This window comes from Limosilactobacillus mucosae, from assembly GCF_013423865.1.
Classification (GTDB): Bacteria; Bacillota; Bacilli; order Lactobacillales; family Lactobacillaceae; genus Limosilactobacillus; species Limosilactobacillus mucosae.
The window spans coordinates 1,511,464-1,528,144 of sequence record NZ_CP058954.1; the positions used below are offsets into that span (position 1 = coordinate 1,511,464).

Genomic DNA, 16,681 nt, shown 5'->3' on the forward strand with positions numbered 1-16,681 from the left:
TTGATCCATGCGGTCTAATGCTGCATGCCAGCGCTATAAAGACCTGCTGAGAATCAAACTGCCTTGGCTAATGCCTGATCAAGGTCTGCGATCAAGTCGCGCTGATCCTCGATGCCAACCGCTAATCTGATCAGCCCCGGCGTAATTCCGGCTTTAAGCTGCTCAGCTGGCGAAAGCTCCGCGTGGCTCATCTTGCTTGGCAGCTCAACCAGACTTTCCACTGAGCCTAGGCTGACTGCCAGTTGAAACAGCTGCAGCGAATCAACGAACTTAACTGCGTCCACATTGTCAGCCAGCTCGATCGAAAGCACGCCGCCCGCACCCTTGGCCTGGCTGCTGAGCGTTTCATAGCCTGGCTGGCCGAACAGACCGGGATAATAGATTTTTTTGACGGCTGGCAGCGGCTGCAGATGAGCAATGATTGCCTTGACGTTGGCCTGCTGGCGATCCATTCTGACGCTTAAAGTCTGCAGCCCGCGCCGAACCAGATTGCTGTCTTCTGGTGAAAGCACGGCCCCCAGCGCGTTTTGCACAAAGTAGAGCCGGTCGCCTAATTTTTCATCATTGGTAATCACCGCGCCCGCACTGACATCAGAGTGCCCAGCCAGGTATTTAGTTGCACTGTGAATTACGATATCGGCACCTAAAGTCAATGGCTGACAAAGATAGGGACTTAAGAAAGTGTTATCGACGATCGTCAGCAAGTCGTGTTTTTTAGCAACCTTAGCCACAGCGGCAATTGAAGTCACCTGCAGCAGCGGATTGGTAACCGGTTCAAAATAAACGGCCTTGGTATTGGGCTGGATCGCACGTTCAATGGCCGCCGGATCTCTGGTGTCAACCGGTGTCGTGCTCAGCCCCCAGCGTTCAAAGAACTGATTGAGCAGCCGAAACGTGCCACCATAGATCTGATCGCCAACGATGATATGATCGCCGGCCTTAAAAATCGCCAGCGCCGTATGAATCGCCGCCATCCCGGAAGAAAGCGCCAATCCCCGCGTACCATGCTCTAAAGCAGCCAACTGATCCTCAAGATACTGCCGCGTTGGATTGCCCGAGCGGCCGTAGTCATACTGTACTGCCGCACCGATTTTTGGATAGCGATAGGTCGTTGAAGTATAGATTGGAACGTTGACGGCTCCCGTCTGATTGTCATTTTGGGCTGGCCCGTGCACCAGTCTGGTATTAAATTCTGTCATGTCTTTCCCCTTTCTCAAGGCAATAAAAAAGCCCTGAACCTATTGATAGATTCAGGACGACGCAGCTGATCCGACGTGGTACCACCCGATTTTACCGCTGGATTGCCCACAGCGGCCTCAACAACACCAATTGATGTCTGGGATGGTAACGGATCCTGCCGGGAATTCAGCCAAACTGACCAAATACCTTGCTCTGAGCTCATCTTCAGCTGCTGGTTCGTGCTGCCCTTTCACTGACGGCAGTCGCTGAAACACTAATAAAGCGACCTACTCTTCTCTTCAACGCTTTTATAATTATTATTTAATGAATTTCTTAATTTTCACTCATTATAGTCACGTGATTTCCTCATGTCAACTAAATTTTTTACTCAGTACTAAAGTAGATCACTTTCATCTATCAATTAATAAAACGCCGCGGCAATTAACCGACGACGTTTTTACAGTTCATATTTTAGAGCATTCATCAATGACTATTTTTGATTAGTCAAAATGATGTCGCTAGCCTTGACTTCGGAGCCAAAGTAAGGCTTCAGTTCCTGGTTATAGTCCTTTTCAAAGAAGTTTTCACCGTTAAGCTTGGTGATTTCCTTGTTGGTCCAGTTCAAAAGCGACTTGTTTCCCTTTTTGACGGCTGGGGCGATGTATGAGCTCTTACCCAGCTGCTTGATACCAACCGTGTACTTAGGATTGTTCTTGACCCAGGCGTACAGGTAGGAGTTGTCATCGGCCAATGCCTTGGCGCGACCGTTTTTAAGCGCGTTGAACTGCTGCGTCTTGGAGTCGAACTTCAAAAGGCTGGCGCCGGTCTGGTGTTGAGTAAAGTATTGTTCAGCCGTCGTTCCCTTGTTGACGATCAGTTTTTGGCCCTTCAATTGACTGACCTTAGTAATTGGATCGCTCTTTTTAGAAACGACCCCAACGGAAACCTTCATGTATGGCTTGGCAAAATCAACCGTCTGCTTGCGTTCCGACGTCACCGTAAAGTTGGCCAAAACCAGATCAGCTTTGTTGGAGTTCAGCGTGTCAACCCGGTTGTTGGCGTTAACCTGCACGAACTTGGCCTTAACGCCTAAATCCTTGGCAATCCGCCGTGCCAGGTACAGATCATATCCCACGCGCTTGCCATCCTTGTTGACCCAGCCATATGGCGGCAAGTCGCCAAACACGGCAATTTTAATGTAGCCGCGCTTCTTGATTGCCGAAACCGAACTCTGATTATCAGCGGCATGGGCCGTCACAGTACCTGCCAGTGGTGCAAATGCCAGTAGAAAAGCGCCTAGGGCCAATACCAGCGTCTGAATCAATTTTTTTAAACTCTGCTTTTTCATAATCAATTCCCCTTTTCTCAAAAAACACTAAAAATCCATACTCTCCAAAAACTGTTGGGCCCGCTCAGTCTGCGGCTGCTTAAAGAACTGCTGACCCGGCGTATCCTCTAAAATATGACCATCCTCTAAAAACAGCACCCGATCGGCAATCTGGGCCGCAAAGTTCATCTCATGAGTTACGATCAGCATTGTCATGTCCTCTTCGTCACTCAGCTTCTTGATGATCTCCAAGACCCCTCTGACCATCTCAGGGTCCAATGAGGCCGTGACCTCATCAAACAGCATCAGATCCGGATGCATGGCCAGCGCTCTGATAATGGCGATCCGCTGCTTTTGCCCACCTGACAGCTGGCGCGGGTAGGCCTGCTCATAATCGCTCAAGCCAACCATAGCCAGCAGTTTTTTGGCTTCTGCCGTCGCTTCTTTTTGTTCGCGCTGCTGAACTTTGGTCGGTGCCAGGATGATGTTTTCCAAAACCGTCATATTTGGGAACAGATCGTAGCTTTGAAAAACCATGCCGATCTTTTGCCGCAGCTTTTGCCAATGCTTTTCATCTGGAATCACATTCTGGCCTGCAAAAGTGATCTGACCGCTTTGAAAGTCCTCTAAGCCGTTCAGCGTACGAATCGTCGTACTCTTGCCCGATCCGGAAGGTCCCAGCAGTGCCAGTACCTCGCCTTTTTTGAGCTCAAAGTTGATATCGAACAAGACTTGGCGTTCACCGTAAAACTTGTTTAAATGCGCTACTTTTAAAATTTCTTCAGTCAAAAGACATCCCCCTTAATCTGCTTGCTTGGCATCCATCTTTTTTGCCCAGCGCGACAGTGGATAATCCACCAGGAAGTAAAACACGAAAATCAGACCATAGACCCAAAAGACCCCTGTTCGATAAAGATGATTATTGGCCTCGATAATCTGCTGGCCAATGTTGATGACATCCATCACGCTGATCATCATCAAAAGCGAGGTCGTTTTAATCACCCGCGTTGCCAGATTGATCGTTGCCGGCAGCTCCAATCGAAACGCTTGGGGCAATAAGACGTAGTAAAACAGCTGGTGGCGGTTCAAACCCAACGCCATACCCGATTCCCGCTGATGCTTAGGAACCGAGATCAAAGCTCCTCGAACGATATCGCTGAATTCCGCGGCCACCCATAAGGCAAACGCGACAACGGCCATCAATGAGCCAGGGAGGTTGGCCACATGCATCATTCTTGGCAGGATGTAATAGGCCAAAAACAGCAGCACAACCGTGGGCACGATCCGGAAAAACTCGAGGTAAAGCCGCAGAATCAAGCGCAGCAGCCGATTCTTAAACGTTCGCAAGATTCCCAGTACCGCACCGAATGCCAATCCAATCAGCAAGGACAGCGCCGCGATCCAAACCGTGGTCCATAATCCACCTAGCAGTCGGACAAAATTATGTCCTTCCAACAAAACGTTAATTCCCGAATGTGCCATAGCGAACCTTCCTTTCCAGCCAGGTCAAAATCAAGGACAGAGGAATCAAGATAATTGCGTAGGCGATCACTAAAACGAAAAGATATTCGTTAGAACGATAGTAAAGACCGATCAGATCCAGGGCCGTGTTCGTTAGTTCTGGAATGGCAATTACAGAAAAAATCGAGGTTTCCTTAATCAAAAAGATCACGTTGGCAGCCAGAGCAGGTACCGACAGTGCAAATCCCTGCGGAAAGACTACATAACGGGCCAGCTGCCAGCGGCTCATTCCCAGGGCCCTGCCGGATTCAAGCTGCGTCTTGGCCACGCCGTTAAAGCCGCCGCTGAATCCTTCTGCCATGTAGGCGCCCCCTAAAAAGATCAGACCAACGATCCCACAGGTAGCCGCGCTCATTTTCCAGCCAATTACCGGAAAGGCGTAGTACAAAAAGAACAGCTGAATCAAAAGCGGCGTATTGCGGGCCAGCTCAACATAAGCGCCCAGGATGCCAGCCAGATACGGGACCTTGAAATACCGCACCAGACTGACGATGATGCCCACGACCATGGCGCCTAGAATTCCAACCAACGACAGCCACAGCGTCAGTCGAAAGCCCTTGGCAAATTCAGGCAGACTCTGCTGAATGATCGTCCAACTCAAAATTTCTCACTCCCCTTTTAGACAAATATCCAAATAATGTCTAATCAAAAAATTGCATGAAAAAAGGCCCATTGTCTTTCCATTCCTTTAATCAGCCTTTGGGAACCGCAAAAACAGTAACCCAAAAAGGCCTCAGATCGAAAAACCGATTGAGGAATAGATTAACAACAGGCCATCATTGACGAAAAGGCAGAAATCTCCAATGTTTTAAATTGATGCTTCAACATAGAAATTCCTCCTTTCGCAATGAAATTCAATAATTAAAAATCTCTTAAAAATTTAATGAGTTTATTATAGCGATCAGGTTTTCAATTGTCAACGTCTTATTTATAGTAAGCTGTTTTACCTAATCCCCGTGAGTGCTTCAAAAGCCCACCCCAACAACGATTAACGCGTTTAATATTTTTCCAGATCAACTTCGATCAACCGTACTTCACGATCCGGAAAGGCCGTTTTCAGCTGGTCGATGGGCGTTGCTGCTGGCGCCGATTCAAAATGGCCCAGCTTGTCATTGATTACGATTGCCAGCCCCAGCTTGGCATTTTCGATTGCCTCATCCATGGTCTGCCCCTGCGTAAATGCCTCAGGGACATCCGGAAAATCAACCTGAATCTCTTTTTCGGTTGGGGTAAAGACTGCCCCATAGCTAACCAGTTCCATTGCTGTTTCCTTTCTTTAAAATCCAAAAAGGCCAGCCTCGACGCTGCCGAATGCTGACCTTTAAATTACGTTAGACTATTTAACGACAATGTTGACAATGTGGTTTGGTACGACGATGACCTTCTTGATTTCCTTGCCATCCATGAACTTTTGGACGTGTTCGTTGGCAAGGGCCTTAGCTTGAGCCGTTTCTTGATCGGCATCCTTTGGCATCTCAATTCGGGCCCGTACTTTGCCGTTAACCTGTACGATCATTTCAACCGTTGATTCCTCCAAGGCTTTTGGATCGTAGGTTGGCCATGGCTGGTAGGCAATCGTATCAGAAACGTGGAATTGGCTCCAAAGCTCTTCGGCAACGTGTGGAATTACCGGCGAGATCATCTTAATCAGGCCTTCCATGTACTCAACCGGCAGATCGTCAACCTTGTACGCTTCATTGACAAAGACCATCAGTTGCGAAATAGCCGTGTTAAAGTGCATCCGCTCAAAGTCTTCCGTAACCTTCTTGACGGTTTGGTTGTAGATGCGCGTAAGTTTGCCATCATTGAAGTTCGAAACCCGATCACGCAGATGGTTGTTGTCATCCATCATCAAGCGCCATACCCGGTTGATCCACTTGTAGGCACCGTGCAGCCCCTTAGTATCCCAAGGTACGGATTCAGTTAGCGGACCCATGAACATTTCGTACAGACGCAGCGTGTCGGCACCATATTGCTCAACGATGTCATCTGGGTTAACGACATTGCCCTTGGACTTGGACATCTTTTCGTGGTTGGAACCCAGAATCATCCCTTGGTTAACCAGCTTCATGAATGGTTCCGGTGTTGGCACGTAGCCCAGATCGTACAGAACCTTGTGCCAGAAGCGGGCATACAGCAGGTGCAGGACGGCATGTTCAGCCCCCCCGACGTACAGATCGACTGGTGACCAGTAGTCCAGCGCTTCTTTCGAGGCAAATTCCTTTTCGTTGTGCGGATCCGTGTAGCGCAGCCAGTACCAAGAAGAACCAGCCCATTGCGGCATCGTGTTGGTTTCCCGCAGCCCATGCCGGCCATTTTCGTCATAAACGTTGATCCAGTCGGTAGCGTTGGCCAGTGGACTCTCACCGGTACCAGATGGCTCAATGTTCTTCATATCAGGCAGTTTCAAAGGCAGTTCGTCTTCAGGCACCAATGAGGTCGTACCATCATCCCAGTGAATAACCGGAATTGGTTCACCCCAGTAGCGCTGACGTGAGAAGATCCAGTCGCGCAGCCGGTAGTTGACCTTCTTGTGCCCGGCATCGTGTTCTTCCAGCCAGTCGATCATGGCCGTTTTGGCTTCCTTGATCTTCATGCCATCAACAAAACCAGAATTGATGTGTTCGCCATCGCCAGCATAGGCTGCTTCTGAGATGTCGGCATCCTTGATGATTGGCTTGATTGGCAGATCAAACTTCTTGGCAAAGTCCCAGTCACGCTGGTCACCGGCAGGCACGGCCATCACCGCACCAGTACCGTATGAAGCCAGAACGTAATCTGAGATCCAGATTGGCAGCTTTTCGCCGTTGACTGGGTTGATGGCGTAAGCCCCCGTAAATACACCCGTCTTGTCCTTGTTCAGATCGGTCCGTTCCAGATCAGAGCGGCGGGAAGTCGTTTCCTTGTAGCCTTCGACTTCGGCCTTGTGTTCAGGCGTCGTCAGTTCGTTAACCAGATCCAGTTCAGGGGCCAAAACAACGTAGGAAGCCCCAAACAGCGTATCGGGACGCGTGGTGAAGACTTCGATTCTGCCATCATGATCAGCAATGTCGAAGAAGACGGAAGCCCCTTCTGAACGACCAATCCAGTTGCGCTGCATTTCCTTAACGCTTTCTGGCCAGTCAACCAGGTCCAGATCATCAATCAGACGATCGGCATAAGCCGTGATCTTCAAGACCCATTGCTTCATCGGCTTGCGGTAGACTGGGTAGCCGCCCCGCTCCGTCTTGCCGTCAACGACTTCTTCATTGGAGACAACCGTACCACCCATGAAGTCAGGAGCCCAGTTGACCATGATCTCATCTTCATAGGCCAGCCCCTTCTTGTACAGCTGTTCAAAGATCCACTGCGTCCACTTGTAGTAGTTTGGATCAGTCGTGTTGACTTCGCGATCCCAGTCATAAGAGAAGCCAAGCGATTGAATCTGGTCTCTAAAGTGATCGATGTTTTGGTTGGTGAAGCCCTTTGGATTGTGGCCCGTCTTTAAAGCGTACTGTTCAGCCGGCAGACCAAACGCATCCCAGCCCATTGGATGCAGCACGTTGTAGCCCTGCATCCGCTTCATCCGCGAAACCACATCCGTTGCCGTGTAGCCTTCTGGGTGACCAACGTGCAGCCCTTGTCCAGATGGGTATGGGAACATGTCCAAAGCATAGTACTTCTTTTGGTCCTTGTTGATTTCCGCCTTAAAGGTCTTGTTCTTCTTCCAATAGCGCTGCCATTTCTTTTCAATCGTTTTGTGATCGTAAGCCATTAGCCCTGCTCCTTTTAAAATTCTGATTGTCAGTAAGTTGATCGTATAAAAAAACGCCCTGCAACTAAATGCAGGACGAATCAAAATCCGCGGTACCACCTGAATTCCACGCTTTATGCATGGCCCTTGAGATTCTTAACGCGAATTTCACGTTGCCGCCTACTGTTGATTCAGCAGCAATTTTTTGAGGCCAGTTCACCAATGACTGCTCCAGGCTTGCACCGCCGCCTGGTCTCTGTAAACAGCTGAGTTGGCTACTAACTCCTCTACGATCAAAGATTACAAACTATTCTAGCAAGGACCGCCGCTAAGTGCAAGTCTCTTTTCTAATATGTTTCTAATTTTGTTCGTCGAGTTTCAGCAGCAAGGCATCTAAAGCTCCATACAGGTTGGCGTCGTTTTTGAATTTAGCTGGTTCGATCTTTGGCTTGACCATTTCTTTTTTCACGATCGGCATTGACTCTACCAGCTGGTCATATTGATCATTGATTGTCTTGATCAATATCGGCTGCGCGGAGATCCCACCACCAATGACGACCTTGTTTAAATCAACGATCGCCTGCATGCTCAAGATCAAGCACGCAATCTGATAGCAGTATTCGTTAAAGACCTTGGCGGCATCTGGATTGCCAGCTTCAATCATCCGAAAGGCCGCTAAGCCATCTGCACCTTCCGGCAGGCCAGATGCCTCAATTACGTCCTGAATCATTTTGACTGAAGAGCCGTTAAAGCCTGCCAAGCGATCCGTACCTTCCGCCTTAAAGTTGGTTGGCACAAAATTCAGCATTCCGGCACCGGCATGCGCGCCATAGTTCAGTTTGCCATTGGTGATGATGCCAGAGCTGATGTCGGTTCCCAGCAAAATGGCTGCCGCATCGGTTTCACCATGCAGATTGCCCAGCCATGATTCCGCCAAAGCTGCCGCGCGTCCTTCGTTTTCAACGGCAATCGGCAGAATCTTACGGTAATGTTCCTTAAACAGTTTTGGCAGATCCCAGTTCTTCAAAAACGGCAGCGTATCGCTAAAAACGACCACCTGCTTTTGCGGATCAACCTTGCCGGGAACGCAGACCGCCAATCCGCTAATCTGAGCTTGGTACTGATCAATAATTGCATAAAGCGACTTCATAAATTCAGTCAGGCTGCTGGTAGGCGTCGGTACCTTGTCTTTTTTGGTAATCTGACCGGCGTTGTTCAGCAAGGCATACTTAATCGCTGTCCCACCGACATCGATACTTAAGAATGAATGCATGACTCAAGACCCCTTCCTTGATTTAACCTTTACGGGTCCATCTTACTCGTTTTAAATGATTTTTACTAGAGATATTGTGAATATTTTCGCAATTATTTGACAAAAGTCGCGTAAACGAATTCATCGGTGTTTCATCAATTGATTTTAAAAAACTGTTTTTAAATTGCTGCCTGATTTTTTAGCTGTATTTGTTCGATAATTAACTTAATTTTGCTCGTTTCTAAAAGCCCCGCAAGGTTATAATGACATTAATAAACCGCAAGCGTAGAAAGGACGACCTCAATGGAAAACAAAACCCCTCTTTGGTCAAACGATCATCCCCAAATCATCAGCAATCTGGCCCAGCATACCATCTCCAAAAGCTATTATGGTCTTGGCACCAACATCGTTTTAACGGCGTTTGGAAGTGCCGAGCAGCGCGATTTGGACGATGCCTATGCACTGATTGCCCGCTATGAAGACATTCTGACTGTCAATCGCGATCATTCAGAGCTGATGGCCGTTAATCAGGCAGCCGGCCAGCATCCCGTACAGGTTTCTCATGCCAGCTACCATCTTGCCAAAAAAGCCATTGCCATCAGCCTGGAAGACAACGGCTTTGATGCCTTGATCGGTCCTTTGGTAAAACTGTGGCACATTGGCTTTGACGATGCTCATGTACCAAGTGAGGCGGAGATTCAAGAACGCCTTAAACTGATCGATCCGCATGACGTTGAGCTAAATGACCACGACATGACGATCTTTTTGAAAAAGCCGGGAATGGAGATTGATCTGGGCGCCATTGCCAAAGGATATATCGCCGATCGCATTCGTGACTTATGGCGCTCGCGTGATCTTCGCGCCGGCATCATTGATCTGGGCGGCAACATTCTGATGCACGGCACGGCACCCAAGCACCAGGACGGCTTATGGCGAATCGGCGTTCAGGATCCTAGTGCCAAGCGTGGTCAATCGATTCTGGTAGCCACTCTGCCGGAATGTTCAGCCGTTACCAGCGGAATCTACGAGCGTCATCTAGAAGAAAATGGGCAAGACTACCACCACATCATCGATCCGGCCACTGGTCACCCTAGAAAAACTGCCCTGGCCGGCGTGACCGTCTTTTCTGGTGAATCGATTACCGGCGAGATCGAAACCGGCCGCCTTTTCTTTGCCGGTCAGCCGCTGCCAAACTGGATCAATGATCATCCTGACGTCATGGGGGCCGTTTTTGTCGATCAGGCACGCCATGTTCAAGTTGTCGGTCTCAAACCAGATCAGGTTCGAATTATTGACCATAGCTACGACGTTCAGTTTATCAATGACTGATTCTGAACTGCATCGTGATCTGGCATTAGCGGGCTTGTTTGACTAAGTCTTGATGATCATGAGTCAAAATGCCGGCCAGTCAAATAATCGCCAGCAAAAAAGCCAAGCTGCCGCATCTGGGCACTTGGCTTTTCTTTTGTTTTTTATCCTAAAACGGCTTTCAGTTCGTCAACCTTGTCCAGGTGTTCCCAAGGCAGGTCGATATCAGTCCGGCCAAAGTGACCATAAGCAGCCGTCTTTTTGTAGATTGGGCGCTTCAAGTCAAGCATCTTAATGATTCCGGCTGGCCGCAGATCAAACGTCTTGCGTACCGCCGCGATCAGTTCAGCTTCCGAACGCGTCCCCGTCCCAAACGTATTGATTGAGATTGAGACTGGCTGAGCCACCCCAATTGCGTAGGCAACCTGAATCTCCAGGCGCTTGGCATAGCCGGCCGCTACCAGGTTCTTGGCAATATAGCGGGCCGCATAGCTGGCAGAACGGTCAACCTTCGTTGCATCCTTGCCAGAGAAGGCGCCCCCGCCATGGTGAGCAGCCCCGCCATAAGTGTCCACGATGATCTTGCGGCCCGTTAACCCGGCATCGCCTTGTGGACCACCAATGACAAAACGGCCGGTTGGATTGATGAAATACTTGGTATCATCATCCAACAGTTCGGCTGGAATCACGGCTTTGATAACTTGCTCAATAACGTCGTGACGAATCTGATCCAAAGCAATCTCTGGGTCATGCTGCGTACTCAAAACAACCGTATCGACACGCAATGGCTTATCATTTTCATCGTATTCGACCGTTACTTCAGCCTTGGCGTCAGGGCGCAGATATGGAATCGTACCATCCTTGCGCAGCTTAGCAATCTTCTGCATCAGCTTGTGACTAAGCATCAGCGTCAGCGGCATATATTCCGGCGTTTCATCAGTAGCATAGCCAAACATCAGCCCTTGGTCGCCGGCACCAATCTTGTCTAATGGATCAACGTTGCCGCCCCGCGTTTCCAGCGAGTCGTCAACCCCTTGCGCGATGTCTGGCGACTGTTCGTCAATCGCTGTAATCACCGCACAGTTGTCGGCATCAAAGCCATATTGGCCATCCGTGTAGCCAATTTCACGAATCGTATCACGAACGATCTGCTGGATGTTGACATAAGCCGTCGTCGAGACTTCGCCAAATACCAGCACCAGGCCGGTCGTAACCGAGGTTTCAACCGCTACCCGGGCATCTGGGTCTTGTTCCAGCATGGCATCCAAAATTGCGTCGCTGATCTGGTCAGCAATCTTGTCAGGATGTCCTTCCGAAACCGATTCGGATGTAAATAAGTGTCGTTCAGTCATTTTGTTAATTCCCCCATTTTCTAAACTAAAAAGTTCGGTTATTGCGGTTACAAGGCATCTTCACAATCTGTGAATCCTATCGGGAATTTGCTTTATAACGTTCACCATCCTAACATATTCTCGTGATAATAAGCAATTTTTTATGATGGAATTTGTTACAATAAGGAAAACTTAATTTTTGACCGCTCAGGAGGAATTTTTTTGCAAAAACCGTTATCGCATTTTAAGCTGCAAATCCAAGATATCGACTGGCGCAGTCTGCTGCCCAATGCTTTTTTAATGATGTGCTGCTGGTCTTACGTGCCCTTTGCCTATGCCATTCAGATCAAAACCACCGTCTTTTCTCATGATCTGTACAGTCTGTTTGCCTATCAGGTCTGCATTGCCCTGGCCGCCACCATTATTTTTGACCAGCAAGGCGGCTCGCTGACTTCGATTATTCCGCTGCTGATCAGCTTTTTATTTGCCATCAGCGGTTTTTTGCATGGCAACGTTTTTTTGTTTATCCTGCTTTTGCTGCCGCCCTGCTATCTGCTGATTTTTGAGCTTTATCTGCACGAATTTCAAAATCCAGTTGGTCTGCTGGTTTTCGGCCTTTTAATGACCCTCAGCATTCCAGTGGCGTTTACCTTCATCTCGGTTAAGTTTTTGTCGTGGAGCTATCTGCTAAAACTGATTCCGTTATTGATGATCTACTGTTTTTACTACGCCCCGCTTTTTTTATCTGATGACCCGCGTTTTCCAATGATTGAGGGCGGTCTGGGCGTGATCTTGATTTTAACGATGCTGACGCGGCCAATCAAGGCGACGCTGCTGTTAGCCATCGCATTGGTGATCTTAAGCTGGTGGCTGTTGCAGCGCTTGGTCGCAAACCCGCATAATCAAATTTTTTATACTCTGTTACAGTTGTTGACAACGATTCTGACTTTCTGGGTTTAAATTTTACCAGGCAGAATGCTTTTCTTTTCGCTAAATTAGAATTATTATTATCTAAAAAGAAACATTTTATTTCCTGATGCATTATCGACCTTGACAATGCTATAATAATGACTTGTCTAATCACTCGTCTGTGAAAGGAGGATGATCGTTGCAATGGCCAATTCAGAATATGAACACGCACTGCAGCATCTGCGCGAAAAACACGTCCGGCTCACCCCGCAGCGTAAACTGATTCTGCACTATCTGATCAATCACCACACGCACCCCAGCGTTGAGATGATCTACGCCGATTTAAAACAAGAAGCCGACAACATCAGCATGGCAACGATCTACAACACCATTAATCTCTTGGTTGAAGATCAGCTGGTCATTGAACTGAAAAATGGTGATGGCAGCTCCCACTATGACTACTTTGGGCATCCCCACTACCATGTCGTCTGTGACAACTGCGGTTTGATCCAAGACGTTTTTGATGATCATTTTGCGGCCCTGACCAAGGATCTGCAGCAGATTACCCGCGAAAAGACCAATTTCATGGTAAACCAAAGCGATATTGAAGTTCATGGCATCTGTCCCAACTGTCAAAAAAAACTGGGCCTGGCATAGGCTAAACAGCTGAAAAAACGACTTTCTACTTAACTAAAAATATGGCGTCATCTCAGACTTTTGAGTTTGAAATGACGCCATCTGTATTTTTCAGCATCTTTTTACGATTGTATTTAAGACATTTATAGTAAATTTGTTTAATTGATTTTGAGCAGCCCGTCATCCATATACAATCACTCTGTATAAATTAATTTTGAAAAACCCATTATGAAGTGCCAGATAGCACTAACAGATTGGAGAAATCTGTCAATTAAAAATCAGCTTTAGAATAATTCAAACGTAATTGTAATGCTAACTTGCGACCGACAATACCTACATAATAAAACTCGGATGATCCATCATTGCTTAGCGAATCATCCGAGTTTTCATATTGAGAGGAAAAGTTTTTAGTTTCGTCCAGTTGTTTCTACTCTTTTATAAATCAGACATTTTATTCTGCATCATCGCCATCATCTTCTGCAGCAGATGGCAATCCCTCGGTTGGTTCGTGGCCCAAGAAGCTTTGTGTCAACCCAATCTGTTCCTTAATCCAGGCATACAGCTCTTTCATCAGTTGATTCTGCGCCTCATGCCCTTCTTTTTCGGTCAGCTTAATGGCCCGTGTAATAAACAATAGCTGCATATCAAAATCTTTAACCAGCTCAAACAGCTGATCTTTACCATCAGCATACTTAGTAGCACCATTTTCGGTCAGCATGCTGTACTTAAGCAGCTCCTCGCTGGTCGTTGGCACCAAATCTGCTTCGGCATGCAAGGCACGATTGATATCATCCCAAAAAGCCAGTTCTTTTTGAATCCAGGCCCGCCCATACTGATCTAAAAACAGTGCGGCCGGCCCTTTGGCAAATAAAGCTGCCTGCTCAATCTTTAAAGCATGCACTGCCAGGTTGGAGGTAATGTGACCGATCATGGCACCAGCAGTTGGAACATGGTGCTCATGGTCGCTGCGTTCTTGTTCTTTTGCATAACGAATTTCAATTTCACTCATGATTAAGCCTCCTTAACGATGATCTTTTCGACTTGATAGCCAAGCTGGCTGACAACATCGCCCAATGCTTCTGGTGCAAGTTGGCTTTCATCAACTTCAGCCTTGACCTTGCCGGCATTAAACATTACCACGGCATTGGATACGCCAGGCTGTTGGCTGACGGCTTTTTGAATCTTGCTCATGCATGATGGACAAGACAGATCATTGAGTTTTAACGTTACTTTTTTCATGATTCATTTCCCCTTTGCTTATTTATGAATATAGCTTAGTCGATTTACTCTAATAAATAATTGATTACGGTCAATTACGACGAATTAATCGCATACCATTTAAGATGACGATCAAAATACTCAATTCATGAACCAGCATCCCTGACGCCATGTAGATGTAGCCGGTAAACAGACCGATGAACAACAGTAATACCGTCAAAAGTGCAATTGCAATGTTTTCATACATGTTGCGTATCGTCTTTTGCGCATGACGAACGGCAATCGGTAATTGAGCCGGACTGGAGTTGACCAGGATAATATCGGCCACGTCAATGGCGGCTTCGGTACCACTGCCCATAGCAATCCCTAGATCAGCCACACTTAATGCCGGACCGTCATTGATTCCGTCCCCTACAAAAGCCACTTGATGGCCATCTGATTGCAGCTGTTTGATGACTGCTGCCTTGTCGACTGGCAAAAGATCACCACGCACTTCATTAAAGTTCAGGTCGGCCACCATGTTTTCAGCAGCTGCCTGGTTATCGCCAGAAAGCAGGATGAGGCGATAGTCCTTGATTTTTCTCAGATTGTCCAATGCTGCTTTGGCCCCAGGACGCAGTTGATCACTGACCTCCAGTACCAGCCGCAGCTCGTGATCAACAGCCAGCAAAACGTGTGAGCTGGTCTTTGAAAGCTGATCGGTGGTCGTTTCGATTCCGGCTTCGTTTAACAATCTTTCATTACCAACCAAAACCGAGTGCTGGTTAACGACAGCCTGAATGCCGCGTCCATCAATAATCTGGCTGTCGCTAACCGGGTAGACGTCATCTTTTTGCCAGTAGTCCAAAATGGCTTTGGCCAACGGATGATTGGACTCATGCTCAATGCTGGCCAGAATCTTTAGATTTTCATTCTGATCGCCATTAACATTGACAACCTTTCCCGCACTCGGCTGACCCGTCGTCAGCGTACCGGTCTTGTCAAAAACAAACGTATCAATCTTGGTTAACTCATCCAATGCAGCGCTACCCTTTGCAATCATGCCTCGTTTGGCTGCACTGCCGATGCCAGCAACCGTCGAGATTGGCACCCCGATTACCAGAGCACCTGGGCAGCCAAGGACCAGAATGGTAATTGACAAGCGTAAGTCTTTGGTAATCAGGCCTACGATAATTGACAACAGTAATACCAATGGCGTGTAGTATTGTGAAAAGCGGTCAATAAAACGCTGGGTCTTGGTTTGACTATCTTGAGCTTCTTCAACCAATTCAATCAGCCGACCAAACGTGGTATCTTCGCCCACCTTTTCAGCTCGTACAACCAACGCTCCGCTGGAAAGAATCGTACCGGCAAATACACTGCTGCCGATTTCTTTGTGGCTGGGTTTGGATTCGCCGGTAATGCTGGCCTGATCAACATGACCATTGCCAGCGACGACTTGGCCATCGACTGGAATCTGCGAACCAGTTTTGACCAATAGATAATCGCCTTTTTCAATCTCGTCAATGTCAACTTCTTCAAACGAACGATCACTGGGACTTTCAATCTTCAGTGCCGTCTTGGGTGCCATATCAACCAGATCTTGAATCGACTTGCGGGTTTTTTTTAGCGTAATCTCTTCCAGCAAATCCCCAACCGAAAACAGCCAGACCACGATGCCGGCCTCGCTGTATTCACCAATTGCCAGGGCACTGATTACGGCAATTGAAACCAAAAGCTCAATTGAGATAATTTTGAATTTCAAGGCCCCGACTGCTCGAAAGACCAATGGCAGGCCACCGATAATGGCAATTGCGATCATCGAGACATCAAATAGCCAGATTAGATTGGTGAAGCGGCCAATGTAAGCAATAATCAGCAAAGCCGTCATTAAAACGACGCTTTCTTTTTTATGCTTGGCAAAAAACATGATTCTTTCTCCTCTCCAAATGTTTAATCACAGTTTAAGGAGATTTTGCCGTTTGGTAATTGACAATCATCAAGTTTGCTAAAAATATCTAAAGATTTGAGCAGACAATGAGCCAACCCCGATTAAACAGCGTATTATATTGATAATTTCAAATATGGGGGGATGAAAATGGAAAAAGAATACTGCAAGGCTGGTATGACCTGCCAAAAAGGCTGTCCTTGTGCCAGTACAGATGGCATCTGTCACTGCGATATGATGGATGAGAAACGCTGCTATTGCAACAGTCACTGCCAAAGCCAGCGTGATTAAACTTAAGAAGCAAAAAAGAAACTTCCCGACCAAAAATCGAGAAGTTTTT

At 47.6% G+C, this 16,681-nt stretch carries 16 protein-coding genes, 1 riboswitch and 1 other annotated feature; of the genes, 4 read left to right on the forward strand and 12 right to left on the reverse strand.

From position 1 onward, the window contains the following. Positions 1-53: 53 nt before the first annotated feature. The 8 genes from H0G69_RS07500 to H0G69_RS07535 all read right to left on the reverse strand — a co-directional run bounded on the left by H0G69_RS07500 (position 54) and on the right by H0G69_RS07535 (position 9,033). Complete coding sequence (locus H0G69_RS07500; RefSeq protein WP_180304584.1) at positions 54-1,199, reverse strand: trans-sulfuration enzyme family protein; 1,146 nt, start codon at positions 1,197-1,199, stop codon at positions 54-56. A 470-nt stretch (positions 1,200-1,669) separates the two neighbouring features. Further along, complete coding sequence (locus H0G69_RS07505; RefSeq protein ID WP_180304585.1) at positions 1,670-2,527, reverse strand: transporter substrate-binding domain-containing protein; 858 nt, start codon at positions 2,525-2,527, stop codon at positions 1,670-1,672. A gap of 27 nt (positions 2,528-2,554) precedes the next feature. After that, entirely contained in the window at positions 2,555-3,295 is a 741-nt protein-coding gene (locus H0G69_RS07510; RefSeq protein WP_270359624.1) for an amino acid ABC transporter ATP-binding protein, read from the reverse strand. Between the two features lie 12 nt (positions 3,296-3,307). After that, positions 3,308-3,988: an amino acid ABC transporter permease gene (locus H0G69_RS07515; protein ID WP_039945886.1), complete on the reverse strand. Its 681-nt coding sequence runs from the start codon at positions 3,986-3,988 to the stop codon at positions 3,308-3,310. After that, entirely contained in the window at positions 3,969-4,628 is a 660-nt protein-coding gene (locus tag H0G69_RS07520) for an amino acid ABC transporter permease (protein WP_033934504.1), read from the reverse strand. The genes H0G69_RS07515 and H0G69_RS07520 overlap by 20 nt, the downstream gene beginning before the upstream one ends. A 396-nt stretch (positions 4,629-5,024) precedes the next feature. After that, positions 5,025-5,288 carry a type II toxin-antitoxin system HicB family antitoxin gene (locus H0G69_RS07525; protein WP_034539212.1) on the reverse strand — a complete coding sequence of 88 codons (264 nt, stop codon included), beginning with the start codon at positions 5,286-5,288 and terminating at the stop codon, positions 5,025-5,027. 75 nt (positions 5,289-5,363) lie between these two features. Further along, positions 5,364-7,781: a leucine--tRNA ligase gene (gene leuS / locus H0G69_RS07530; protein ID WP_180304586.1), complete on the reverse strand. Its 2,418-nt coding sequence runs from the start codon at positions 7,779-7,781 to the stop codon at positions 5,364-5,366. 68 nt (positions 7,782-7,849) lie between these two features. Further along, positions 7,850-8,063, reverse strand: a binding site (T-box leader). Positions 8,064-8,118: 55 nt separating this feature from the next. Beyond that, complete coding sequence (locus tag H0G69_RS07535) at positions 8,119-9,033, reverse strand: ROK family protein (RefSeq protein WP_180304587.1); 915 nt, start codon at positions 9,031-9,033, stop codon at positions 8,119-8,121. 282 nt (positions 9,034-9,315) lie between these two features. On the opposite strand from H0G69_RS07535, the gene H0G69_RS07540 reads away from it, so the two are divergent. Further along, entirely contained in the window at positions 9,316-10,341 is a 1,026-nt protein-coding gene (locus H0G69_RS07540) for an FAD:protein FMN transferase (RefSeq protein WP_180304588.1), read from the forward strand. A gap of 143 nt (positions 10,342-10,484) precedes the next feature. Here H0G69_RS07540 and metK read toward each other — a convergent pair whose 3' ends face one another. Next, positions 10,485-11,672: a methionine adenosyltransferase gene (gene metK / locus H0G69_RS07545; RefSeq protein WP_180304589.1), complete on the reverse strand. Its 1,188-nt coding sequence runs from the start codon at positions 11,670-11,672 to the stop codon at positions 10,485-10,487. Next, a riboswitch (SMK box riboswitch) is annotated at positions 11,670-11,775 on the reverse strand. (Overlaps the previous gene by 3 nt.) A gap of 98 nt (positions 11,776-11,873) precedes the next feature. Between metK and H0G69_RS07550 the strand changes: the two genes are divergently transcribed. After that, on the forward strand, positions 11,874-12,611 hold the full coding sequence (locus tag H0G69_RS07550) for a hypothetical protein (protein WP_180304590.1): 738 nt from the start codon (positions 11,874-11,876) through the stop codon (positions 12,609-12,611). A gap of 153 nt (positions 12,612-12,764) precedes the next feature. Further along, a complete protein-coding gene (locus H0G69_RS07555; protein WP_074505020.1) occupies positions 12,765-13,217 on the forward strand; it encodes a Fur family transcriptional regulator in 453 nt (150 codons plus the stop codon). Positions 13,218-13,647: 430 nt separating this feature from the next. Here H0G69_RS07555 and H0G69_RS07560 read toward each other — a convergent pair whose 3' ends face one another. The 3 genes from H0G69_RS07560 to H0G69_RS07570 all read right to left on the reverse strand — a co-directional run bounded on the left by H0G69_RS07560 (position 13,648) and on the right by H0G69_RS07570 (position 16,323). Continuing rightward, positions 13,648-14,205 carry a DNA-binding protein gene (locus tag H0G69_RS07560; protein WP_074505006.1) on the reverse strand — a complete coding sequence of 186 codons (558 nt, stop codon included), beginning with the start codon at positions 14,203-14,205 and terminating at the stop codon, positions 13,648-13,650. 2 nt (positions 14,206-14,207) lie between these two features. Then, a complete protein-coding gene (locus H0G69_RS07565; protein ID WP_039945889.1) occupies positions 14,208-14,435 on the reverse strand; it encodes a heavy-metal-associated domain-containing protein in 228 nt (75 codons plus the stop codon). Between the two features lie 70 nt (positions 14,436-14,505). Then, positions 14,506-16,323 (reverse strand): heavy metal translocating P-type ATPase, encoded by a 1,818-nt coding sequence (locus tag H0G69_RS07570; RefSeq protein ID WP_180304591.1) that lies wholly within the window; start codon positions 16,321-16,323, stop codon positions 14,506-14,508. 168 nt (positions 16,324-16,491) lie between these two features. Between H0G69_RS07570 and H0G69_RS07575 the strand changes: the two genes are divergently transcribed. Beyond that, complete coding sequence (locus H0G69_RS07575) at positions 16,492-16,632, forward strand: hypothetical protein (protein ID WP_180304592.1); 141 nt, start codon at positions 16,492-16,494, stop codon at positions 16,630-16,632. The last annotated feature ends 49 nt before the right edge of the window (positions 16,633-16,681 follow it).